A 22,551-nucleotide genomic window follows, 5' to 3' on the forward strand; every position below is an offset into this window, starting at 1 on the left:
AGGGGGGTGCCGGGGGTTGGAGAACAGGGCGGGGGCCCAGTAGTGGTTACTTGGCGGAGGCCTTTGCTGCTGCTTTTAGTTGTTGTTTGTGGGTGCGGACCCTCTGGAGGGATTCCGGGCCCGTGATGTCCGCGACCGAGCGATACGCCTCCGGCTCCCCGTACGCCCCCGCCGCCTCCCGCCAGCCCGAAGGCCGTACGCCCAGCTGCTTGCCGAGCAGGGCCAGGAAGATCTGGGACTTCTGCTTCCCGAAGCCGGGGAGGTCGTTCAGGCGCTTCAGGAGGTCCTTGCCGGAGGCGGCGCCCTCCCACAGGGCGGTGGGGTCGCCCTCGTAGTGCTCCACCAGGTAGGCGCAGAGCTGCTGGATCCGCTTCGCCATCGACCCGGGATAGCGGTGCACCGCCGGTTTGGTGGAGAGCAGCGCCGCGAACTCGTCGGGGTCGTACGCCGCGATCTCGTGCGCGTCGAGATCGTCCGCGTTCAACCGCCGCGCGATCGTATGCGGTCCTGCGAACGCCCACTCCATCGGAACCTGCTGGTCGAGCAGCATCCCGACGAGCGCGGCCAGCGGACTGCGGCCGAGGAGCTCATCGGCTTCCGGCTCCTGGGCCAGGTGCAGGGTGACGTCCATGGAGTCGATCATCCCCCGTGGGGCGGGCCTTCGCACGGTGCCCGAAATCCGCGTGCGGCCGCAGCGCCCGCCCCGTTAGCCTCGTCGTATGTCTACGCCCCGCATCTCCTAGCCAGGACACCGGTCTCCACGTCACCCGTGTGTCCATTCGCTACTGCGGAGCGTTACCTCATGATCACCGCCCGACGCATCGACGTCCGCGGCGGCGCCCGCCTCCTGCTGGCCGGCGTCTCCTTCCACATCGCCCCCGGCGACCGCATCGGCCTCGTGGGCCGCAACGGCGCCGGCAAGACCACGCTGCTCAAGACCCTCGCGGGGCAGCTCGCCCCTGCCGAGGGCAGCCTCACGACCACCGGCTCCGTCGGCTATCTCGCCCAGGACCCCGCCGCCGCCGACCCGCACGGCACCGTCACGGCCCGCATCCTCTCCGCCCGCGGCCTCGACCGCGCGGCGCAGGCCCTGCGTACCGCCGAGCGCGCGATGGCCGCCGCCGGAAGCGACGCCGAGCAGCGCCGGGCCATGGCCGCCTATACCCGCGCGGACGACGCGTTCCAGGCGCGGGGCGGGTACGCCGCCGAGGCGGAGGCCGCCCGCGTGGCCGCCGGGCTCGGGCTGCCCGAGCACATGATGGACGCGCCGGTGGGCCACCTCTCCGGCGGCCAGCGGCGCCGCGTCGAGCTGGCCCGGATCCTCTTCTCGCGCCACGACACCCTGCTGCTCGACGAGCCGACCAACCATCTGGACGCCGATTCGGTCGGCTGGCTGCAGGGGTATCTGGGGTCATGGAGTGGTGGGCTCGTGCTCATCAGTCATGACGTCGGGCTGCTCGCGGACACCGTCAATCGTGTCTTCGTCGTCGACCCCGGCCGCGCGGCCCTCGACGTGCACAACACCGGCTGGCACACCTATCTCGACCAGCGCGCCGCGGACGAGCGGCGGCGCGCCCGTGAGCGGGCCAACGCGGAGCGGAAGGCCGCTTCGCTGCGCAGCCAGGCGGAGAAGATGCGCTCGCACGTCGCCACCGCCACCGCCGCGAAGAACATGACCCGCCGCGCCGACCGGATGCTCGCCGCCACCGAGCCCGTGCGGAGGGACGAGCGGGTCGCGCGGATCCGGCTGCCCGAACCCGCGCCGTGCGGGCGTACGCCGCTCGGTGCGGTCAGTCTGGTCAAGGCGTACGGCGGGCGTGGAGTGCTCGGCGGTGTCGATCTCGCGGTCGACCGGGGGAGCCGGCTCGTCGTCCTCGGGCTGAACGGCGCGGGGAAGACCACCCTGCTGCGCATCCTCGCCGGGGCCGAACTCCCGGACAGCGGACGGGTGGTGCACGGCCACGGCGCCCGGCTCGGCTACTTCGCGCAGGAGCACGACACCCTCGACGGCGGGATGACGGTGCGTGAGAATCTCGCCGCCGCCGCGCCCGGTCTCACGGACGGTGAGGTGCGGGGCGTCCTCGGGTCCTTCCTGTTCCGCGGGGACGACGCCGACAAGCCCGCCGCGGTGCTCTCCGGCGGCGAGAAGACGCGGCTCGCGCTCGCGGGGCTCGTGCACTCGGGGGCGAACGTCCTGCTCCTCGACGAGCCCACCAACAACCTCGACCCGGCCTCGCGTGACGAGGTGCTCGGCGCGGTGGGGACGTATCCGGGCGCGATCGTGATGGTGACGCACGACGAAGGGGCCATCGACGCGCTGCGGCCCGATCGCGTGCTGCTCCTGCCGGACGGGACCGAGGATCTGTGGGGTCCGGACCACCGGGAGCTCGTCACGCTCGCCTAGGGCGGGTGCTCCGGCGGCGGCCCGGCCCGCATTCGACATGGAGCCGGGCCGCCCCACGGGACTACTGGATCTCCACGGGGCCGTCGCCCTTGCCGCCGTCCCCCCGGCCGTTGGCGGGGGCGCCCAAGTAGCGCTTGATGTCGACCGGTTCGCGCTCGCCCTGCGTCTGAGCCCGCGCGGTGGGCGTACCGAGGTTGTTGCGCACCGAGTCCAGGATCGTCAGGCCCTGCCCGACGAGTCCGGCCGCGATCTCGCCGAGGCCGTCCGCGCCGTTCAGTACGTTGACGTTGGCACCGGAGAGGCCCGTCGCCGCCTCCTTCACGATCAGCGGCAACTGGTCGATCAGCATCCGGTCCAGCGCGACACGGTCGTACGACGCGGCCGCCTCCGCCTGGATCTTCATCCGCTCGGCCTCGGCGAGGGCAAGGACCCGGATGCGCTCGGCGTCCGCCTCCGCGGGCTTGACCACCTCGGCGACCAGCTGCTGCTGGCGCAACTGGGCGGCGCGCTCGGCCAGTTCGGTGCGCGCGTCGAGCACCTCCTGCTGGGCGTGCGCCTCCGCGAGGGGGCCCGCCTGGGCGGCCTTGGCCTGGGCCCGCTCGACCTCGGCGGAGTACTGGGCCCGCACGATCGCGGTCTGCCGCGCGTACTCGGCCTGGTTCCGCGCCGCCTCCTGCTCGGCCTCGGCCGCGGCCTGGGTGGCCTTGGCCTGGGCGATCTGGGCCTGGCGCTGGATGGCGGCCTTGTGCGGGGCGGACATGGCGTCGATGTAGCCGGTGTCGCCGTCGTCGATCGACTGGATCTGCAGCGAGTCCACGTGCAGGCCGATCTTCGCCATCTCGGACTTCGAGGTGTCAAGGACCTCGGTGGCGAGCTTCTGCCGCTCGGTGACGATCTCCTCGACGGTCATCGAGCCGATGATGGAGCGCAGATGACCGGCGAAGATACGGCCGGTCAGGACGGACATCTGGTCCTGGTCGGAGAGGAAGCGCTGGCCCGCGTTGACGATGCTCTCCTTGTCGTTGCCGACCTTGAAGGCGATCACCGCCCGCACCTTCAGGGCGATGCCCTGCCGGGTCACGCAGTGCTCGACGACCTCCGCCTCGCACATGGACAGGGTCAGGAAGCGGGTCTTGCGGAAGATGGGGAGCACGAACTTGCCGTGCCCCGTCACCACCCGGAACGGGGCGCCGCCGAGGCCTCGTCTGCCGCCGGAGATCAGCATCGCCTCGTCGGGGGCGGGAACGCGGTAACCGAACATGGATCGACTCCTCAGCCGGCGCCGTCGGCGCGGTCGCCGTCCAGCGATTTCAACGGGCCCAACGGGTCCAATGGGTCCAACGGATCCAACGGGTCTGCCCACTTGATGACATCGACCTGGCGGCTGCCCCGCGAATCGATCACGAGCACGGTGGCGCCGCGCGGCAGCGGCTCGTCGGACCAGGCGAGAAACGTCTCGGAACCTCCTCGGATCCGCACCAGGACCTCTCCGGGCCCCGCGGATCCGCGTGTACCGATGACGAGCTCACCGGTACAGCCGATCACAGCCTCATCCGGCGCCATCGGCGGCCGCCTCCCCCATGTCACGCAGGCTCTGTCTGATCCTGACCATAGCGGCAGGCGGGCGGGTCGCCCATGCCCGACAGGGTCATCCGACCGTCAAGAACGAGGGCTCCCTGCCCGCCCGTTCACCCCACGGCGCCCTTCTGAGGCAGGAGCGACCGCAGCCCTCTGCGCCCCTGTGCTTGCATACGTTGATGCGCCACGACACCGCCCCTCGCATCCGCCCCCGCCGCGCCTCCGACCTCCCCGCCTGCGTGGAAGCCCTCGGCCAGGTGCACATCGCCGACGGGTACCCCACCAACTGGCCCGAGCGGCCGGGCGACTGGCTGGCCGGGGGATCGCTGATCGGGGCCTGGGTGGCCGAGCTCGGCGGTCGCGTCGTCGGCCATGTCGCGCTCTGCCGGAGCGGGGCGGATGACGTGGCCCCTGCCCTGTGGAGCGGGCGCGAGGGCCTGGCGGGGGAGCGGGTCGCTGTCGTCAGCCGGCTGTTCGTCGCGCCCGGGGCCCGCGGGCACGGGATCGGGGCGATGCTCCTTGACCAGGTCGTCGCCGAAGCACGGGAGTTGGGGCAGGCCGCCGTCCTGGACGTCGTCGCGTCCGACACCTCGGCCATCGCGCTCTACGCACGTACGGGCTGGCGATTCCTCGGCACCGGCGAGCAGTACTGGACTCCGGGGCAGACCGTCACCCTTCGGTCCTACGCCGCACCCGAAGCCGAAGTGGACGCCGCCCCCGAAGCCTCTGCCAGCTGAGTCACCGCCGACCGCAGCGCCTCCAGGAGTCCCCCTACCGCCGGGCGGTCCGGCGCCGGGCCCCGTACCGCCGCGTAGATCGAGCGGATCGGCACCGGGTTGTGGACCTCGCGGACCACCACGCCGGAGTGGGGCGTGTCCAGGCCGAGTTCGGGGACCAGGCTGACGCCGAGGCCCGCGGCGACGAAGCCCTGTGCCGTGGCGTAGTCCCCGCTCTCCACCACGAAGTCCGGGCTGAAGCCGGCCGCGCCGCACGCCTCCAGGATGGGGTCGAGGCACGGCCCCGGCGACTCGCTGGCGACCCACGGCTCGTCGGCCAGGTCCGTCATGTCGAGCAGCCGCTTGGCGGCGAGCGGGTGCCCCGCGGGGAGCACGGCGTGGTAGCGGTCGTCCAAGAGATGCTCGAACCGGACCCCGTCCACGCCCAGTTGGCCCCGCGGCCTGACCACCAGGGCCAGATCCGCCCGCCGGTCCCGCACCTCGGGCATCGGGTCGTCGGGATCCGACAGCTTCAACTCGACCTGTACGCGGGGCTGCGCGCGCCGCAGCGCGGCCAGTGCGGGGGCGACGAGTGTCGAGCCCGCCGTCGTGAAGTACCGCATCGAGACCCGGCCCGTCCGCCCCTCCCGCAGCTCGGCGAGCGCGGTCTCCGCCTCGGCGATCTGCTTGCCGATCGTGACCGCGTACTCGGTGAGCAGCCGCCCGGCGTCCGTCGGCCGCACCCCGCGGCCGGTGCGCTCCAGGAGGGCGATGCCCGCCTCCTTCTCCAGGGCGGCCATCTGCTGGCTCACCGCGGAGGGCGTGTACCCGAGATTGCGGGCCGCGGCCGTCACGGAGCCGCTGGTGACCACCGCCCGGAGGACCTGCATGCGCCGCGTATCAAGCATGCAGTCCAGCTTAACTCTCCCCCTGAATTCTTACGCACAACTAATGAGGGGGGTGGGCGAGCGGTGGATAAAGTCAGCACCCGGTGCGCGACAAGTGCGCGACAGTGCGCGACGACCGACTGTGTCACCCACGACCGTGTCACGGACGAAGGAGCGGAACATGTCCTACCCAGAGCCGCGCTATCTCGGCGAGGAAGGCGAGATCAACGCGGTGTTCAGGCCCGTCGACCAGGAGCCCGAGGTGGTCCGCCCCGGCGGGAACGCCACGCACTACCTCGCGACGCACGCCTCCACCGGCGGTGAATTCGGCCTCTACAAGGTGGATCTGGGCCCGAAGTCGCCCGGCCCGAGCACCCACTTCCACAAGTCGATCTCGGAGTCGTTCTTCGTCCTGTCGGGACAGGTCCAGCTCTACGACGGCGACCGCTGGATCACCGGCGGCCCCGGCGACTTCCTCTACGTCCCGGTCGGCGGCCTGCACGCCTTCAAGAACGACAGCGACGACCCCGCCTCCATGATCATGCTCTTCTCGCCGGGCGCCCCGCGCGAGGAGTACTTCGAGCAGGTGGCGGAGATGGCCCAGAAGGGCGGCAAGGAATTCGGCGAGTTCCTCGTCAAGCACGACAGCTTCTTCGTCGACCGCTGAGGGGAGAGAGCGGATCAGCCTCCGTGTCCGGTCGCCCGTGCGTTGCGCCGGAAGTCCGACCAGACCGGCGAGGAGCAGGCACCGCAGTCGGTGCCGAAGAACTCGCCGCGCGCTTCCTGGTCGCCCATCAGGAAGTAGCGGAACCAGGCGGTGACCGGGCCGCGGAACCCGCCGCCGTCCCCGGCGGGGGTCACGTGCGTGGCGCCCGCCAACTCCCCGTAGACGGCGGGGATGTGATCCGCGCTCTCGTACCGGGGGATCACCAGGAGCTCGGGGGCCACCACCGGGTCGTGCTCGCCGCCGAGGATGAACATGGGCCCCTTGAGGTCGCCGACCCTGCCCAGGGGGCCCGGTTCGATGGGGACGGTGACGTCGACGCGCGGGTCGGCACCGGCGTTGATCGCTCCGCCGCCGCCCTGCGAGTGGCCCGCCGCGCCGACCTTCTCCAGGTCGACCTTGCCGTAGTACGGGCTCTTGGGGGCATCGGCGGCCTTCTTCACCACGTCGAGGCCGCCGAGCATGGCGTGGCCGGTCCCCGACTGCGTGGTGTTCGCGGCGACCACGATGAACCCGTGCGACGCGAGGTGCTTCAGGAGCCCGTCGTAGATGACCGGGGTCACGAACGTGCCGTTGCCCCAGATGATCACCGGGTGCTTCGCGCAGCCCCTGCTGCCCAGTTCGGTCGGGCGCAGAATGGTGTGGCTCAGCCCGGCGCGCTCCTTGGTCACGGCGAAGGGCCCTTCGTCGGCCCACCGGCCGCCCACCGAAGGGCAGTCGGCAGCCGCGCGGGCCGTCGTCGCCCCCGGCCGGGTATCCGGCTGCGCGAGCGACTGGCCCGTGAGAGCGGCCGACAGCGCGAGCGACGCGGCGAGCACGGCGGCGGACCGCCGGGCCCCGCGGATTCCTGGCATAGGGGTCCCCTGTCCTGAGGCGCGGGCGCAGGCGCGGGCGAGGGCGCGGGCCGTCACGGGCGCGTCGCGGCCTGGGCGACGGCCGTCCCGAAGGCGGCCATGCCGCGGGCGTTGGGGTGCAGCGGGGCCGCGACGCTGGTGGGCAGCAGGCCCTCGATGTAGCGCTCGGCCGGTGCGGCGCAGGTGTCGTGTCCGGCGCTGACGGCGGCGGTGTCGACGTAGGTGGCGCCGTGGGCCCGGCTCTGTTCGGCGAGCACGCCGTTGAGCTGGTTCACGCGCGCCTGGAGGTAGTTGGCGTCCTTGTCCCACAGGGGCTGGGTGGGCCAGCAGCCGTCCTTGCGGACGTAGGTGGCGTAACCCGCCACGACGACACGGGCGTTCGGCGCGCGCCGGTGCACCTCGTCCAGGGCCTGCCCGAAGGTGGCGCTCCAGGCGTCGATGGCCTTCGCGGTGGGGTCGCCCTCGGCGGCGGCGGTGTCGGCACAGGAGACGCCGGTGGGCTTCGGCAGGAGGTTGACGCAGCCGAGCGCCTTGGTGACGAGGCTGACGTCGTTGCCGCCGATGGTCAGGGTCACCAGGTCGGTGCCGGGCTCAAGAGCCTCGTACTGCGGCGCGAGCAGCCCGAACTGCCGCCCGGAGAAGTCGCTCACCTTCGCGCCCGAGCAGCTGACGTCGGTGAGCTTCGCGCCCAGCGCCTTGGCCGCCACGGCCGGGTAGTTGTGGTCGGAGCGCAGACAGGACAGCTGGCTCTGGCCGGGGATGAGAGGCCCCGCGGCGAACGAGTCGCCGATGGCGACGTACTCCAGGGGCTCGTCGGCCTTCGACGACACCGCCCCGGCGGCCGGAGCCGTTCCGATGACGCAGGCGGACAGGGCGGCGGCCATGACCGCGGTGGTACGGGCGCGTGTGGGGCGCACGGGCTCTCCTGTGTGGGGTGTACCGGGGGTAACGGACGCCCTTATGATCCGGGCCATCGCCGCCTCGGTGTCCTAGGCGCGCAACCAGACTTTCCGAGGGGTCAGTTGTGACCGGTGACAAAAGCGTGGGCCGCTTCCTGATCGCCGACGTACCGGGCCTCGCCGCGACGGTCACCCGGCGCATCGCGGACGGCCTCCCGGTCTACGGCCGGCTGCCCGCCGAGGAACTGCACGGAGACGTCAGGGCCATCGTCGTCATGACGATCCGCGCCTTCGCCGAGGTGCTGCGCACGGAGCGGATGCCGCCCCCGGAGTTCCTGGAGACCGTGCGCCGCTCGGCGGCCAGACGGGCGGAGGAACGCCTCCCCGTGGACGCGGTCGTCAGCGCCTATCACTACGGGGCCCGCATCTGCGTCGAGGAGGTCGCGGCGACGGCCGAACCGCAGGACCTGATCGAGGCCCACCGGCTGCTGCTCGACTGCCTGCGGGAGATCACTGCCGCCGTCACATCGGGATACGTGGAGGAGAGCCAGTCGCTGATCGGGGAGCGGGACGCGGCCCGGCACACGGCCCTGTCCGCGCTCCTCGACGGCCTCGACGACCGGGTGGACGCGGGCGGCGCCCGGCTCGACCCCGCCCACCTGGGGATACGTCTCCCGCCCTGCTATCTGGTGCTCGCCTTCACCATCGGCCGCCACCCCGACGAGGACCGCGAGGACGTCGACGCCACCGTGGCATCCCGGCGCAAGATCAGACGCCTGCGTACGGAGCTCGACCGCGCCCTCGGCCACCCCGTCCTCTCCCGCCTGTCCGCCGACGAGGGCCTCGCGCTCATCCCGTCCGAGACCGCACCGGACCGTGCGCCCGAAGCCGACCGGGCACGCCTCGAGAACCTGACGCGATCCCTGATCACCGTCAGCGGAGTGCCCCTGACCGCGGGCGTCGCCGCGAGCGCACCGGCCGACGTCCCGCACGCCGTCCGCCTCGCCACCGAACTGCGCGACACCGCGGTGGGCACGGGACGGCCGCCGGGCGTCTACCCCCTGACGGCGCTGCTCCTCGACTACCAGCTCACCCGCGCGAGCCCCGCCCGCGCCCACCTGGCCGCACTCCTGTCCCCCCTGGCGGAGGGGCCGGACCTGACGGCGACCCTGCGGACGTACTTCGCGTCGAACCTGGACCGCAGACGGACGGCGGCACGCCTGCACGTGCACCCCAACACCGTCGACTACCGCCTGCGCCGCATCGCGGCCCTGACCGGCCTCGACGTCGCCGCGCACACGGATCTGCTGACGCTGCGGGCGGCACTGACGGCGTACGACGCGTCGGGGACGTCCTGAGGACGGGCGTGACGAGGGCAGGCGTGCCACTCGCGGATTGCGGGCCGGGCCGAGCGGCGGGATCCTGGAGAGGTCAGCTCTGCTGCTGGCGGGGGGCGCCAGGACGCCGGCGCACATCCGCTCACCGACGGCCCGACAGGGGAGAGGCCGGGTGGGAGAAGCGGTCCGCGTCTCGGCAAGGAGCCCGTCATGGACGGCACCACCCTCGACGACATGAGGGCCGCGCTCCGCGGCCCGGTCATCGGCCCGCAGGACCCCGAGTACGACCGGGCCCGCACGATGTACAACGCGATGATCGACAGGCGCCCCGCCGCCCTCGTGCGGTGCTCCGACGCCGCGGACGTCATGGCCGCCGTCGACTTCGTCCGCGACCGGGACCTGGAACTCGCCGTCCGGGGCGGCGGCCACAGCGGTGCCGGGCTCTGCGAGGTCGACGACGGCGTCACCATCGACCTGTCGCCCATGCGCTGGGCACGCGTCGACCCGGTGGCGAGGACGGCCCGGGTAGGCGGCGGCAGCCAGCTCGGCGACCTCGACCACGCGGCCCACGCCTTCGGCCTCGCCACCCCCGCCGGAATCATGTCGACGACGGGCGTCGGGGGCCTCACCCTCGGCGGCGGCCACGGCCACCTCACCCGCAAGTACGGCCTGACGATCGACAACCTCGTCGCCGCTGACGTCGTCCTCGCCGACGGCAGCTTCGTCACCGCGAGCGAGTCCCAGCACCCGGACCTGTTCTGGGCCCTGCGCGGCGGCGGCGGGAACTTCGGCATCGTGACGTCGTTCCGCTTCCGGCTGCACCCGGTGGGCGACGTGGTCGTCGGACTCACCGTGTGGCCGGTGGACATGACCCGCGACGTGCTGCGCTGGTACCGCGACTTCCTGCCGCAGGCACCCGACGACCTGAACGGCTTCTTCGCCGCACTCACCGTCCCGCCGGGCCCGCCGTTCCCGGAGGAGATACACGGCCAGAAGATGTGCGGTGTCGTGTGGTGCTGGACGGGCGACCCGGACGACGCCGAGAAGGCCCTGGCCGCGGTGAACGAACCGGGCCCGCCCGCCTTCCACTTCACCGCGCCGATGCCCTACCCCGCGCTGCAGACCATGTTCGACGAGCTGATCCCCACCGGACTCCAGTGGTACTGGCGCGGCGACTTCTTCGACCGGATCACCGACGACGCGATCGACGTGCACGCCAAGTACGCCGAGAACCTCCCCACCGACCTGTCGACGATGCACCTCTACCCGGTCGACGGAGCGGCCGCCCGTGTCGACCAGGAGGACACCGCGTGGGGCTACCGTGACGCGGTCTGGTCAGGAGTCATCGGCGGCATCGACCCGGACCCGGCCAATGCGGGGACGATCAGGCAGTGGTGCGTCGACTACTGGGAAGAGCTGCACCCGCACTCCATGGGCGGCGCGTACGTCAACTTCATAGGCGAGGGCGAGAGCCAGAGCCGCGTGAAGGCCACCTACCGCGACCACTACGCCCGGCTCACCCGCATCAAGAACGCCTACGACCCGGAGAACCTCTTCCACGCCAACCAGAACATCGCGCCGGCTTCGTGAGCTCGTGCGGGGAAAAACGGGGCGGAGAACGTCGAAGGGCCCCACCGCGAACGGTGGGGCCCTGCAACGTTAGTGCCCGGTGAGGCACTGGCGGAGGATACGAGATTCGAACTCGTGAGGGGTTGCCCCCAACACGCTTTCCAAGCGTGCGCCCTAGGCCACTAGGCGAATCCTCCGCCGCAAACAATACAAGACGTTGAGGAGTGCTCGCGAACACGATCCGCCTCCGGTCCCAAGATCGCTTCCGAGATCGTCCCGGGGCGGGTGCCGGGGCCGGACCGACGTGGCTTCCGGCCCAGGGGATCCGCTAGGGTGGGCGTCAGCCCCTCACGTGGCGCTATCTGACTGAACTCCCCCAGGGCCGGAAGGCAGCAAGGGTAGGTTGGCTCTGGCGGGTGCGTGGGGGGCGCTTTGCGTTCGCGGTATGTGTTGTCAGTGGGCGCCTATAACCTCGTATGCGTGTCGTCTCTCGCGTTGTACCGCCGCTATCGCCCGGAGTCGTTCGCCGAGGTCATCGGGCAGGAGCATGTAACCGACCCGTTGCAGCAGGCGCTGCGCAACAACCGGGTCAACCACGCCTACCTGTTCAGTGGTCCGCGCGGCTGCGGCAAGACGACCAGCGCGCGCATCCTGGCCCGCTGCCTCAACTGTGAGCAAGGTCCCACTCCGACACCCTGCGGCGAGTGCCAGTCCTGCCGGGACCTGGCGAGGAACGGCCCGGGTTCGATCGACGTCATCGAGATCGACGCCGCTTCGCACGGCGGTGTGGACGACGCCCGTGACCTGCGCGAGAAGGCCTTCTTCGGCCCGGCGAGCAGCCGGTACAAGATCTACATCATCGACGAGGCCCACATGGTCACGCCGGCGGGGTTCAACGCCCTGCTGAAGGTGGTGGAGGAGCCGCCGGAGCACCTCAAGTTCATCTTCGCGACGACGGAGCCCGAGAAGGTCATCGGGACGATCCGCTCGCGCACGCACCACTATCCGTTCCGCCTCGTGCCGCCCGGGACGCTCAGGGAGTATCTGGCGGACGTGTGCGGCCGTGAGCAGATGGCCGTCGAGGAGGGCGTGTTCCCGCTGGTCGTGCGGGCCGGTGCCGGTTCCGTGCGTGACTCGATGTCCGTCATGGACCAGCTCCTCGCGTCCGCGGCGACGGACGGTGTGACGTATGCCATGGCGACGTCCCTTCTCGGTTACACGGACGGGACGCTGCTCGACGCCGTGGTGGAGGCCTTCGCTTCCGGGGACGGGGGCGCCGCCTTCGAGATCGTCGACAGCATCATCGAGGGCGGCAACGACCCGCGGCGCTTCGTCGCCGACCTTCTGGAGCGGCTGCGGGACCTGGTGATCCTCGCGGCGGTTCCGGACGCGGCGGAGAAGGGGCTCATCGACGCCCCGTCGGACGTCGTGGAGCGGATGCAGGCGCAGGCGGGTGTCTTCGGCGGTGCCGAGCTCAGCCGCGCGGCCGACATCGTGAACGAAGGCCTGACGGAGATGCGGGGGGCGACCTCGCCCCGGCTGCAGCTCGAGCTGATCTGCGCGCGCGTGCTGCTTCCGGCCGCGTACGACGACGAGCGCTCGCTCATGGCCCGGCTCGACCGGCTCGAGCGGGGCGGCAACTTCATGGCGGGCGGTCAGGGCGGTCAGGGCGGCGGTCCTGGTCCCGCGATGGCGTACGTTCCTGGGCCCGACGCCCATGCGGGAGGGCAGCCGCAGGGGGGCGCGGGGCCGCAGGTCGCTTCGGGTCCGCCGGGTCCGCCGGTTCCGCCGGGGGGCGGGGCTGCGGCGGCGCGGGCGGCTGTGCGGGGCGGGGGGGCGGCGCCTGAGCCCGAGGCTCCTGCTGCTGCTCCTGCTCAGGCTGCGCCGCCGCCGGTGCAGGCGGCTCCTGCTACCGCTCCCGCTCCCGCGGCTCCGGCTGCCGCGCCGGCCGGTGAGCGCCGCCCCGGTGGGTGGCCCACGGCTTCGGCGCCGGGGAGCGGACCTGCGCAGGAGGCTCCTCGCCCGGGGGGCTGGCCCACGGCCGCGTCCGCGGGTGGCGGTGCTCCGGCGGCCCCGCAGCAGCCCGCGCCGGCTGCCCCTGCTCCGACGCCTGCTCCGGCTGCGGCTCCGGCTGCGCCTCAGGCCCAGGCTCCGGTGGGCGGGCCCGACCCGCGCACCCTGTGGCCGAACATCCTCGACGCGGTGAAGGGCCGCCGCCGCTTCACCTGGATCCTGCTGAGCCAGAACGCCCAGGTGGCGGGCTTCGACGGGACGACACTGCAGATCGGCTTCGTCAACGCGGGCGCGCGGGACAACTTCGCCAGCAGCGGCAGCGAGGATGTGCTGCGGCAGGCGCTGTCCGAGCAGTTCGGGGTGCAGTGGAAGGTCGAGGCGATCGTCGACCCCTCGGGGGGCTCTGCGCCGCCGCCCGCGGCGGGCAACTTCGGAGGCAGCGCGCCGCCGCCGGCCCGCCCGGCTCCGCAGCAGCAGTCGCCGCAGCCTCCGCCGCCCGCCGCCGGCCGGGCGCAGGCGCAGGCGCCGACTCCCGCACCGGCCCCGGAGCGGCACGTCCCGGACCACGTGTCCGCGGAGGACGACATTCCGGCGGACGACGACCCCGACCTGGTCGAGTCGGCACTGTCCGGCCACGACCTGATCGTCCGTGAACTGGGCGCCACGATCGTCGAGGAATACAACAACGAACCCTGATCCACTGCGTGGCTGACCCGGGGCGGTGCTGCCCCGCTCGCCGGACCGGGGGCCCGGCCAGGCCTAGCCCTGTCGGTGCCTTCGCCTGCGGCCCGGGGCCCGGACAAGCCCGCCGCTTCGCGCCGGATCTCTCCCGCCCACCCACCCGTTACCCCGCAGCGCGGTTCGGGTGCGGGAGTGCCGCTGCCCTATCCCGCCGCTTCGCGCCGGATGCTCCCCGCCCACCCACCCGTTCACCCCGGGGCAATCGGGTGGGTGGGCGGGAAAGATCCGCCGCGGAGCGGCGGGCCAGTCCGAAGACGGCCCGCAGGCGAAGGCACGGCACTCCCGGCGAAGGACAGCGAAGGGAGCGCCGGGTCGGGTGAGGGGCGCCCCGGACGCCGGACCCGCGGGCGAAGGCACGGCGCCCCCAGCCAGGGAGAGCCAATCGAGCGCCGGGCAGCGGGACCGCCCGCGCGGTGCCCGAAGCCAGGGCGAGCAAGGGCAAGTCAGGGGCCGCCCCCCGCGGCCCCGCAGCCGTGGAGAGCCGCAGAAGCCCTCCCCAGCCTGGAGGAACGTACAACCGCCGGAGGCTTCCCCGCTGGGGCTCCCGTACGAACGCACCGGCCCGCGCCAGCTAGGCTGACGCCCGTGAAGGTCCTCGTCATCGGCAGTGGTGCCCGCGAACACGCCCTGTGCCGCTCTCTGTCCCTCGACCCCGACGTCTCCGCCCTGTACTGCGCCCCCGGCAACGCCGGCATCGCGGACGTGGCCGAGCTGCACCCGGTCGACGCCCTCGACGGCAGCGCGGTGTCCGCCCTCGCCACCCGGCTCGGCGCCGATCTGGTGATCGTGGGCCCGGAGGCGCCGCTCGTCGCCGGAGTCGCCGACGCCGTACGCGACGCCGGTATCCCCTGCTTCGGGCCCTCCGAGGAGGCCGCCCAGCTGGAGGGCTCCAAGGCCTTCGCCAAGGACGTGATGGCGGGCGCCCAGGTCCCCACCGCGCGGTCCTACGTCTGCACGACCCCCGAAGAGATCGATGAGGCGCTCGACGCCTTCGGTGCGCCCTACGTCGTCAAGGACGACGGGCTCGCCGCCGGGAAGGGCGTCGTCGTGACGGACGACATCGACGCCGCCCGCACCCACGCCCTCGCCTGCGACCGCGTCGTCATCGAGGAGTTCCTCGACGGCCCCGAGGTCTCCCTCTTCGCCATCACGGACGGCGTCACCGTCGTACCGCTCCAGCCCGCGCAGGACTTCAAGCGCGCGCTCGACGGCGACGAAGGCCCGAACACGGGCGGCATGGGCGCGTACTCCCCGCTCCCCTGGGCCGACCCGAAGCTGGTCGACGAGGTCATGCAGAGCGTGCTCCAGCCGACCGTCGACGAGCTGCGACGGCGCGGCACCCCGTTCTCGGGGCTGCTCTACGCGGGCCTTGCGATCACCAGCCGCGGCGTACGCGTCATCGAGTTCAACGCCCGCTTCGGCGACCCCGAGACGCAGGTCGTCCTCGCCCGCCTGAAGACCCCGCTCGCCGGTGTCCTGCTGGCCGCGGCGAACGGCACCCTCGTCGACCTGCCCCCACTGCGCTGGAGCGACGACGCCGCGGTGACCGTGGTCATCGCCTCGCACAACTACCCGGAGACCCCGCGCACCGGCGACCCCATCGAAGGACTCGACGATGTCGCGGCACAGGATGCCCCCGACGCGTACGTCCTGCACGCGGGGACGAAGCGCGACGGCGACGCCGTGGTCAGCGCGGGCGGCCGTGTGCTCTCCGTGACGGCGACCGGCACGGATCTGACCGCGGCGCGCGAGCGCGCGTACGCGGCGCTGTCCCGCATCCGCCTCGACGGCTCCCAGCACCGCACGGACATCGCGGCGAAGGCGGCGTCGGAGGCGTGACACAAGCCCCGTAAAGGTCTCCCTCGCGTCTCCCTCGCATCACCTGCGCGTCACCCGCGAAACGCTCTCAGGCCCCGGATCCAACACTGGATCCGGGGCCTGATCGTCATCCACCCCGTCATCCACCTTTACCCAAAGCCATTCCATCGAGTGACCGCTGGCCCATCCGGCTGACGATGCCCGGCGCCCCAACTAGGGTGCGGCGCAAGCGGTTAAGGGTGCCCAGAGCCAAACAGACCACCGGCATTGCGATGTCAGTGGCGGGTGCCACAGTGGGGGAGTGAGCAAATCCATCGGCGGCTGCCGTCCGCCCGCGGTCCCGGCCCTCGGCCGGGGAGCAGGCGGCACAGGCAGCAGGGGGTGACATCGGTCGTGTCAGGTACGGGTGTGGAGGTGGGCGTGCAGTCCGCACGTTCCCAGGCGCTCGCCGTGCTGCGCATCCGCAGCAGGGCGCTCGCCGTCGCACTGCTGCCCGCTGCCGTCGCCGTCGTGCTGATCGCGGGCGGGGCCACGGGCCATGCCACCGGCGGGAGTTGGGACGTCGTGCGCGGCGTCGTGACGGTCGTCGCCGTCCTCGTGCTGATCGCCGCCGCGGGCATCGCGCTCGTCGTCGCGCGGTCCAGGCCCGCCGTCAGCCCGACCGTCCCGATCGCAGAGGGCTCGGCCCCCGATCTGTATCGCCTGGTGCGGGACCTCGCCGACCGCCTGGACGTGCCCGCGCCCTCGGCGATAGCGCTCACCCCGGACTGCGACAGCTGGCTGGAGGACCGCACGCACCCCGCGCACGGCCCGCCCGCGGAGGCCCCCGCGGACGCGGCTGAGCCGGTGGGCAACGGCGTACGTGACAGTCGCCCCGCCCCGCGCCGCCAGGCCCCCGTGGCTCCGGTGCTCGTCATCGGCTCCCCGTTCCTGTGGTGGATGCGGGTCGGCGAGCTCCGCGCGGTGCTCGCCCCGGTCGTGGCAGGCACGGGCCCCTCGGCGCACCCCGACATAGCCGCGGCCCGGCGCTTCATCCGCGGTCTCGACGCCGCGGTCGCGGTCACCTCCGCCCCGGGGCGCGGTCCGCTCGTGCGTGCGGTCCTCGGCGGCGCCGGCTGGGTGGTGCGGCTGCTCCTGCGCAGCTGCCGCGGGCATGCGGGCGAGATGGAGCGCGGGGTCGCGGCGGCCGCCGCCGAGCGCGCCCAGGCCGTGGACTACGGGGTGCGGATCGTCGCCCAGGAGCAGGTGGGCCTGGCGTATGCCGGGTGGGACCGGCTCCTGACCAAGGTCGCGCTGCCCGCCTGGCGGATGGGGCGCTGGCCGTCGCGTCTGGACGCGGGCGTCGTCTCCGCCCTCACCGAGCTCTCCCGCAGGGACCGCCTGGCCGAGGGCTTCACGTCCCGCCTGGGCGAGCGCCCCGCCTGTGACCTCCTGGAGGAGCCGGGTTCGGTGGACGAGGCGGCTTCGCTGCTCGCCGCCCGCCTCTTCCACGGCGGCCCCGCCGAGCAGGGCCCGGACTGGGCGCCGGTGGCGTGGCAGGAGTATCCGGACGAGGTCGTCGACCGCAAGTGGCGCATGGACGCCGCCCGCCTCCACCGGGTCCTCGACTCCCTGGGCGTCAGCCACTCCGCCGACCCGACGGCCCCCGACTCCGAGGGGCCGACGCTGGGCCGCGTACTGGACCATCTGACGGCGCAGGACAGCGGACCAGCTCTCGCGACCGAGCCCACCGCAGCGCCCCTCATCCCGGGCAGCGCAGAGCCCCTGGACGCCGAATTGCCCTCGTACGGCGAAGAGTCCGCGTACGGCGAAGAGTCCGCGTACGGCGAAGGGCCCGCGTACGGCGAAGAGTCCTCGTACGGCGAAGAACCCGTCGACCCCGAGGAGTCCACCGACGGCCCCGGCGGACTCCTCGCCGCGGGCCTCAGTGCGGAGATCGCCCGCGAGGAAGCCGCCGCCCCGCCCCGCCCCGCGCCCACGGGACAGGGCCCGGACGACGCGCTCTGGGACGACGGCATGCTGCCGCTGTTCCCGCTCCAACCGCCGCGTACGGGACGGGAGTTGCTGGCCGATCACGTCACGGCGCTGGTCTGCTGCGCGGCCGTGGACACGGCGGACGCGGCCCCCGGTCTCGACTGGCTGGACGGCCCGTCCCTCCTGATCGACGGCGTGCGGGCGGCGGACCTCACACCGCACGTCCGGAGCCTCGTGGAGGACGGCGACTCCATCCCGCTGCGCGGCTGGCTGGCCCGCCTGGGCGTCCGCCCGGAGAAGCCGGTCCGGCTGGTCTGAGCCCCCACTCTCCGGAACGCTCCCTTCCGTTCTCGTCGATTAGCGACGAACGGTGACGGAGTGCGTGCGTAATGTGATGTGCTGGGATCGACCGCCGGTCCGGACATGTCAGCGGCACCACACAGGGACAGCGCGCAGAGCAATCTCGGGGGAGCAGCGAGGGAGGGGTACACATGGGGTCGGAGCAGATCCGCAGGTGGGAATCGGGCGCCTTGGCGCACGCCGTGACCGACCCCTTCGGCCAAGGGCCTCTGCCCTGGCTCCGAGGCGCCGAGCACTACTTCGACGACACGGGCCAGGTCGTCCCCTGGTACGTCGACCACGCTCCGTCACCCGGCGCGCAGAACATCCCCGCGCCCCGCAACCGCACCCGTACGAACGGCCCCCGCACCGCCGACGACGTGCACGGCCAGATCAAGGGCTTCGCGTCCACCGGCGCCGCGGCCCCCGGCGAGGCGATCGACTTCCACGTGACGGTGGACCCGCCCCAGCAGTTCAGCGTCGACATCTACCGCATCGGGCACTACGGCGGAGACGGCGCCAGCAAGATCACCACGAGCCCGCGCCTCTCCGGCATCGTCCAGCCGCCCCCGCTCACCGCCGACCGCACGGTCTCCTGCCACCACTGGTGGCTCTCCTGGCGTCTGCAGATCCCGAGTTACTGGAGCGTCGGGGCGTACGTGGCGGTGCTCACGACGGTCGACGGCTATCGCTCGCACGTCCCGTTCACGGTCCGCGACGACCACCGGGCCGATCTGCTCCTGCTCCTGCCGGACATCACCTGGCAGGCGTACAACCTCTACCCCGAGGACGGCCGCACGGGCGCCAGCCTCTACCACGCATGGGACGAGAAGGGCCGCCTCCTGGGCGAGAGCGAGGCCGCCCACACGGTCTCCTTCGACCGTCCGTACGCGGGCGCGGGCCTGCCCCTGCACGTGGGCCACGCCTACGACTTCATCCGCTGGGCCGAGCGGTACGGCTACGACCTCGCGTACGCCGACACCCGCGACCTGCACGCGGGCCGCATCGATCCGACCCGCTACCGAGGCCTGGTCTTCCCGGGCCACGACGAGTACTGGTCGTCGAACATGCGCCGCACCACGGAGAAGGCCCGCGAGCACGGCACGTCCCTCGTCTTCCTCTCCGCCAACACGATGTACTGGCAAGTGGAGTTGGGCCCTTCCCCGTCCGGCGTGGCGGACCGCCTGCTGACCTGCCGCAAGCGGGGCGGCCCCGGAAAGCCGACCCTCTGGCGCGAGCAGGACAAGGCCGAACAGCAACTCCTGGGCATCCAGTACGCGGGCCGGGTCCCTGAGCCCGCACCCCTCGTCGTGCGCAACGCCGACCACTGGCTGTGGGAGGCGACCGGCGCGCACGAGGGGGACGAGATCGAGGGCCTGGTCGCGGGCGAGGCCGACCGCTATTTCCCGCGCACCGCGCTCCCGGAGCACCAGGGCCGCATCCTCCTCGCGCACTCTCCGTACGAGGACTCCGACGGCGCCACCCGCCACCAGGAGTCGTCCCTCTACCGCGCGCCCTCCGGCGCCCTGGTCTTCGCCTCGGGCACCTTCGCCTGGTCCCCGGCGCTCGACCGCCCCGGCCATGTGGACACCCGTGTCCAGCGCGCCACGGCCAACCTCCTGGACCGCATCTGCAAACGGGACTGAGGACCGTCCATCCGCTCCCGGGGCAGCCCCTGGCGCCTTCGGGACAACCCCTGGCCAAAAGCTGCCTCCCCATGCGGGAGAATCAGCAGCATTCAGTCAGAACCACGGGGAGGAACCGTGTCCGGATTCGTAGAAAAGCCCGAGCCGCTTCAGGTGCCGGGCCTGGTGCATGTGCACACCGGCAAGGTGCGCGACCTGTACCGGAACGAGGCGGGCGACCTCGTGATGGTCGCGAGCGACCGCATGTCCGCCTACGACTGGGTGCTGCCCTCGGAGATCCCTGACAAGGGCAGGGTCCTCACGCAGCTCTCCCTGTGGTGGTTCGACCAGCTCGCCGACCTCGTCCCGAACCATGTCATCTCCACCGAAGTACCGGCCGGCGCCCCCGCCGACTGGGAGGGCCGCACCACGGTCTGCAAGTCCCTGGCGATGGTCCCGGTCGAGTGCGTCGCCCGCGGCTACCTCACGGGCTCGGGCCTGGTCGAGTACAACGAAACCCGCACCGTCTGCGGCCTCGCGCTGCCCGACGGCCTCAGCGACGGCTCGGAGCTGCCCGCCCCGATCTTCACACCCGCCACGAAGGCGGAGGTCGGCGAGCACGACGAGAACGTGAGTTACGAGGAAGTGGCCCGCCAGGTGGGCGCGGACACGGCGGCCCAGCTCCGCCAGGCGACCCTCGCGGTCTACGGCCGGGCCCGCGACATCGCCCGCGACCGCGGTGTGATCCTCGCCGACACGAAGTTCGAGTTCGGCTTCGAGGGAGAGGACCTCGTCATCGCCGACGAGGTTCTCACCCCGGACTCGTCCCGCTTCTGGCCCGCGGACAGCTGGCAGCCGGGCCGCGCCCAGCCGTCGTTCGACAAGCAGTTCGTCCGCGACTGGCTGACCTCGCCGGCCTCCGGCTGGGACCGCAAGAGCGAGCAGCCGCCGCCCCCGCTCCCGCAGGACGTGGTGGACGCCACGCGCGCCAAGTACATCGAGGCGTACGAGCGTCTGACGGGCATGGCCTGGTAGCGACAAGCACGAAGAAACCCCCGGCGCCGAGAGGCACCGGGGGTTTTCTCTGTGGAGCGGACGACCAGGTTCGAACTGGCGACCTCAACCTTGGCAAGGTTGCGCTCTACCAACTGAGCTACGTCCGCGCTGCGCCGAAGCGCGAGGACAACTATACCCAACCCCGCTCGCGTGCGAGACGCACCGCGGCATGACGGTTCTCCGCCCCGGTCTTCGTGACGGCCGACGAGAGGTAGTTGCGGACGGTCCCCTGGGACAGCGCGGCCCGCTCGGCGATCTCCGCGACGGGCGCGCCGTCGGCGGCCAGTTCGAGCACTTCGGCCTCGCGGGCGGTCAGTGGCGAGTCCCCGGCGGAGATCGCGTCGGCGGCCAACTCCGGGTCCACATAGCGGTTACCAGCGTGAACGGTGCGGATGATCTCGGCGAGGCGCTGCGCGCTCACGGTCTTCGGCACGAAGCCCCGCACCCCCACCGCGAGCGCCCGCTTGAGATGCCCCGGTCTGCCATGACTCGTCACGATCATGGTGCGGCAGTGCGGCAGTTCGTCCCGCAGCGATGTGGCCACCGTCACACCGTCGGCGCCCGGCATCTCCAGGTCGAGCACGGCCACATCGGGCCGGTGGGCCCGCGCCATGGCGAGCGCCTCGGGCCCCGAGGCGGCCTCGGCGACCACGACAAGATCGTCCTCAAGCGCGAGGAGCGCGGCGAGTGCGCCGCGGATGAGGTGCTCGTCGTCGGCGAGCAGCACACGCAGGCTCATGGCGCGACCCTTTCGGCTTCCTGATGGCGGACCCGTCGGGGGCCGTCCTGCCCGGGGCGGGCGAGCGGCACCTGTGCGGCGAGGCGGAACCGTCCGTCCCGTGACGCGAAGTCCAGCGTCCCGTCCACCGCGGCGAGCCGCTCCCGGAGCCCGGCGAGGCCGGACCCCTTGCTGCCCTCCGGCATGGCCTCGGGCACCCCGTCGTTCTCGACGACCAGCGTCGTACGGTCGTCGCTGATCGCCAGGGTGATGTCGCACCGCTGCGGATCCCCGTGCCGCAGCACATTGGTGGTCGCCTCCCGCACGACCCACCCCAGGGCGGACTGCACGGCAACCGGAAGCCCCGCCGACGACCCGCTCACCCGGCAGTCGATCCCCGCCGCCTCAAGGACTCCTTGCGCACCGGCGAGTTCGGCCGCGAGGTCGGCCTCCCGATACCCCCGCACCACTTCCCGTACCTCCCGCTGTGACTCCTGCGCGATCCGCTGCACCTCGACCATCTGGTCGACGGCCTCGGGCCGCCCCCGCTTCGCCAGCTGCACGGCCAGCTCGCTCTTCAGCGCGATGACGGCGAGGTTGCGCCCCATCACGTCGTGCAGGTCACGCCCGAACCGCAGCCGCTCCTCGGCGACCGCGAGCCGCGCCTCGACCTCGCGGGCCCGGTCGGCCTCCCACATCACGGAGAGCGTCCAGGCGCCGCAGCGCGAGGACAGCAGGGAGACCAGCGCGCCGAAGGCGACCAGAAGGGCCGTGCCCACGAGCCGCCCGTCGCGTACGCCGACCGCGGCGAACCCGGCCACGATCGCGGTGTCGATCACGGCGAACCGGATGAGGAAGGTGCGGATCGGAACGGCGAAGGCCAGCGACTGTCCGTAGGGCATCACCACGAACATCGTGGCGAGGACGAGCGTCTCCTCCTTGACCCCGCCCACGGCCTGCAGGGCGAGCACGAGGCCCAGCACGACGACCATGAGCGCGAACGCCACGGCGAGGTCGAGGCGCGGTGGCTCCGCGCGCTTCAAGTAGTGATCGAGGGAGCGGCGCAGTGTGCGGTTGACGTGGACGCAACTCAGGACGGCCACCCCGATCAGCGAGCAGCCGAGGACCAGCGGCAGTGTCTCGTGCCGCAGGCTCACGCCCAGCGGCACCGAGCCCCAGCTGAAGAAGAAGAGCCAGGGCATGGCGTGCCACATGGCCATGCTCTGGAACTCGACCTTCTCGATCTTGCTCCGCTCATGCCAGCCGCGCTTGAGCCCCCGGATTCGGCCGACCACCACG

Annotated in this window: 18 protein-coding genes, 2 tRNA genes and 1 other RNA gene; 11 read left to right on the plus strand and 10 right to left on the minus strand. The window is 72.4% G+C overall.

All coding sequences use genetic code 11. The features are described 5' to 3' along the window. Positions 1-46: 46 nt before the first annotated feature. Positions 47-631, minus strand: coding sequence for an HhH-GPD-type base excision DNA repair protein (locus tag M4V62_RS22360; protein ID WP_249589015.1), 585 nt, complete (start codon positions 629-631; stop codon positions 47-49). Positions 632-802: 171 nt separating this feature from the next. On the opposite strand from M4V62_RS22360, the gene M4V62_RS22365 reads away from it, so the two are divergent. Further along, positions 803-2,404 carry an ABC-F family ATP-binding cassette domain-containing protein gene (locus tag M4V62_RS22365; RefSeq protein ID WP_249589016.1) on the plus strand — a complete coding sequence of 534 codons (1,602 nt, stop codon included), beginning with the start codon at positions 803-805 and terminating at the stop codon, positions 2,402-2,404. Between the two features lie 61 nt (positions 2,405-2,465). Here M4V62_RS22365 and M4V62_RS22370 read toward each other — a convergent pair whose 3' ends face one another. Together M4V62_RS22370 and M4V62_RS22375 are read right to left on the minus strand one after the other, a co-directional pair. Continuing rightward, entirely contained in the window at positions 2,466-3,665 is a 1,200-nt protein-coding gene (locus M4V62_RS22370; RefSeq protein ID WP_249589017.1) for a flotillin family protein, read from the minus strand. A gap of 11 nt (positions 3,666-3,676) precedes the next feature. Next, positions 3,677-3,967 carry a hypothetical protein gene (locus tag M4V62_RS22375; protein WP_249589018.1) on the minus strand — a complete coding sequence of 97 codons (291 nt, stop codon included), beginning with the start codon at positions 3,965-3,967 and terminating at the stop codon, positions 3,677-3,679. A gap of 194 nt (positions 3,968-4,161) precedes the next feature. Here M4V62_RS22375 and M4V62_RS22380 point away from each other — a divergent pair, with 194 nt between their 5' ends. Next, a complete protein-coding gene (locus tag M4V62_RS22380) occupies positions 4,162-4,719 on the plus strand; it encodes a GNAT family N-acetyltransferase (RefSeq protein WP_249589019.1) in 558 nt (185 codons plus the stop codon). Here M4V62_RS22380 and M4V62_RS22385 read toward each other — a convergent pair. Next, positions 4,665-5,606: a LysR family transcriptional regulator gene (locus M4V62_RS22385; RefSeq protein WP_249589020.1), complete on the minus strand. Its 942-nt coding sequence runs from the start codon at positions 5,604-5,606 to the stop codon at positions 4,665-4,667. The genes M4V62_RS22380 and M4V62_RS22385 overlap by 55 nt on opposite strands. A 160-nt stretch (positions 5,607-5,766) precedes the next feature. Between M4V62_RS22385 and M4V62_RS22390 the strand changes: the two genes are divergently transcribed. Next, the gene (locus tag M4V62_RS22390; RefSeq protein ID WP_249589021.1) at positions 5,767-6,252 is read left to right on the plus strand and encodes a cupin domain-containing protein; all 486 of its coding nucleotides are present in this window, start codon (positions 5,767-5,769) and stop codon (positions 6,250-6,252) included. A 14-nt stretch (positions 6,253-6,266) separates the two neighbouring features. Here the strand turns inward: M4V62_RS22390 and M4V62_RS22395 are convergent, their stop codons facing one another. Both M4V62_RS22395 and M4V62_RS22400 read right to left on the minus strand, forming a co-directional pair. Continuing rightward, positions 6,267-7,163, minus strand: a complete 897-nt coding sequence (locus M4V62_RS22395) for a poly(ethylene terephthalate) hydrolase family protein (protein WP_249589022.1) — start codon at positions 7,161-7,163, stop codon at positions 6,267-6,269. A gap of 53 nt (positions 7,164-7,216) precedes the next feature. Continuing rightward, the gene (locus tag M4V62_RS22400; protein WP_249589023.1) at positions 7,217-8,080 is read right to left on the minus strand and encodes an SGNH/GDSL hydrolase family protein; all 864 of its coding nucleotides are present in this window, start codon (positions 8,078-8,080) and stop codon (positions 7,217-7,219) included. Positions 8,081-8,187: 107 nt separating this feature from the next. On the opposite strand from M4V62_RS22400, the gene M4V62_RS22405 reads away from it, so the two are divergent. Continuing rightward, positions 8,188-9,420, plus strand: coding sequence for a PucR family transcriptional regulator (locus tag M4V62_RS22405; RefSeq protein WP_249589024.1), 1,233 nt, complete (start codon positions 8,188-8,190; stop codon positions 9,418-9,420). A 189-nt stretch (positions 9,421-9,609) separates the two neighbouring features. Then, on the plus strand, positions 9,610-10,989 hold the full coding sequence (locus tag M4V62_RS22410; protein WP_249589025.1) for an FAD-binding oxidoreductase: 1,380 nt from the start codon (positions 9,610-9,612) through the stop codon (positions 10,987-10,989). A gap of 88 nt (positions 10,990-11,077) precedes the next feature. Here M4V62_RS22410 and M4V62_RS22415 read toward each other — a convergent pair. Continuing rightward, positions 11,078-11,165, minus strand: a tRNA-Ser gene (locus M4V62_RS22415). A gap of 142 nt (positions 11,166-11,307) precedes the next feature. Here M4V62_RS22415 and ffs point away from each other — a divergent pair. From ffs to M4V62_RS22445, 6 genes are all read left to right on the plus strand, one after another. After that, an RNA gene (gene ffs / locus M4V62_RS22420) (signal recognition particle sRNA small type) lies at positions 11,308-11,406 on the plus strand. Between the two features lie 42 nt (positions 11,407-11,448). Further along, positions 11,449-13,677: a DNA polymerase III subunit gamma and tau gene (locus M4V62_RS22425; protein WP_249589026.1), complete on the plus strand. Its 2,229-nt coding sequence runs from the start codon at positions 11,449-11,451 to the stop codon at positions 13,675-13,677. A gap of 630 nt (positions 13,678-14,307) precedes the next feature. Then, on the plus strand, positions 14,308-15,561 hold the full coding sequence (gene purD / locus M4V62_RS22430; protein WP_249589027.1) for a phosphoribosylamine--glycine ligase: 1,254 nt from the start codon (positions 14,308-14,310) through the stop codon (positions 15,559-15,561). 372 nt (positions 15,562-15,933) lie between these two features. Further along, positions 15,934-17,832, plus strand: coding sequence for a hypothetical protein (locus M4V62_RS22435; RefSeq protein WP_249589028.1), 1,899 nt, complete (start codon positions 15,934-15,936; stop codon positions 17,830-17,832). Between the two features lie 173 nt (positions 17,833-18,005). Further along, positions 18,006-19,499 carry a N,N-dimethylformamidase beta subunit family domain-containing protein gene (locus M4V62_RS22440; RefSeq protein ID WP_249589029.1) on the plus strand — a complete coding sequence of 498 codons (1,494 nt, stop codon included), beginning with the start codon at positions 18,006-18,008 and terminating at the stop codon, positions 19,497-19,499. Between the two features lie 117 nt (positions 19,500-19,616). Then, positions 19,617-20,513: a phosphoribosylaminoimidazolesuccinocarboxamide synthase gene (locus M4V62_RS22445; protein ID WP_249589030.1), complete on the plus strand. Its 897-nt coding sequence runs from the start codon at positions 19,617-19,619 to the stop codon at positions 20,511-20,513. A gap of 52 nt (positions 20,514-20,565) precedes the next feature. On the opposite strand, the gene M4V62_RS22450 is transcribed toward M4V62_RS22445, so the two are convergent. The 3 genes from M4V62_RS22450 to M4V62_RS22460 all read right to left on the minus strand — a co-directional run bounded on the left by M4V62_RS22450 (position 20,566) and on the right by M4V62_RS22460 (position 22,547). Beyond that, positions 20,566-20,641 (minus strand) — tRNA-Gly (locus M4V62_RS22450). Positions 20,642-20,664: 23 nt separating this feature from the next. Then, positions 20,665-21,273 (minus strand): response regulator transcription factor, encoded by a 609-nt coding sequence (locus tag M4V62_RS22455; RefSeq protein ID WP_249589031.1) that lies wholly within the window; start codon positions 21,271-21,273, stop codon positions 20,665-20,667. Beyond that, entirely contained in the window at positions 21,270-22,547 is a 1,278-nt protein-coding gene (locus tag M4V62_RS22460; RefSeq protein WP_249589032.1) for a sensor histidine kinase, read from the minus strand. Before M4V62_RS22460 ends, M4V62_RS22455 begins: the two co-directional genes overlap by 4 nt. Between the last annotated feature and the right edge of the window lie 4 nt (positions 22,548-22,551).

It is taken from the genome of Streptomyces durmitorensis (genome assembly GCF_023498005.1).
Classification (GTDB): Bacteria; Actinomycetota; Actinomycetes; order Streptomycetales; family Streptomycetaceae; genus Streptomyces; species Streptomyces durmitorensis.

What these genes read in the sequence shown, in the direction of transcription:
- M4V62_RS22360 (WP_249589015.1), bottom strand. Translation starts at nt 631, where the DNA reads ATGGACGTCACCCTGCACCTGGCCCAGGAGCCGGAAGCCGATGAGCTC.
- M4V62_RS22365 (WP_249589016.1), top strand. Translation starts at nt 803, where the DNA reads ATGATCACCGCCCGACGCATCGACGTCCGCGGCGGCGCCCGCCTCCTG.
- M4V62_RS22370 (WP_249589017.1), bottom strand. Translation starts at nt 3,665, where the DNA reads ATGTTCGGTTACCGCGTTCCCGCCCCCGACGAGGCGATGCTGATCTCC.
- M4V62_RS22375 (WP_249589018.1), bottom strand. Translation starts at nt 3,967, where the DNA reads ATGGCGCCGGATGAGGCTGTGATCGGCTGTACCGGTGAGCTCGTCATC.
- M4V62_RS22380 (WP_249589019.1), top strand. Translation starts at nt 4,162, where the DNA reads ATGCGCCACGACACCGCCCCTCGCATCCGCCCCCGCCGCGCCTCCGAC.
- M4V62_RS22385 (WP_249589020.1), bottom strand. Translation starts at nt 5,606, where the DNA reads ATGCTTGATACGCGGCGCATGCAGGTCCTCCGGGCGGTGGTCACCAGC.
- M4V62_RS22390 (WP_249589021.1), top strand. Translation starts at nt 5,767, where the DNA reads ATGTCCTACCCAGAGCCGCGCTATCTCGGCGAGGAAGGCGAGATCAAC.
- M4V62_RS22395 (WP_249589022.1), bottom strand. Translation starts at nt 7,163, where the DNA reads ATGCCAGGAATCCGCGGGGCCCGGCGGTCCGCCGCCGTGCTCGCCGCG.
- M4V62_RS22410 (WP_249589025.1), top strand. Translation starts at nt 9,610, where the DNA reads ATGGACGGCACCACCCTCGACGACATGAGGGCCGCGCTCCGCGGCCCG.
- M4V62_RS22440 (WP_249589029.1), top strand. Translation starts at nt 18,006, where the DNA reads ATGGGGTCGGAGCAGATCCGCAGGTGGGAATCGGGCGCCTTGGCGCAC.
- M4V62_RS22455 (WP_249589031.1), bottom strand. Translation starts at nt 21,273, where the DNA reads ATGAGCCTGCGTGTGCTGCTCGCCGACGACGAGCACCTCATCCGCGGC.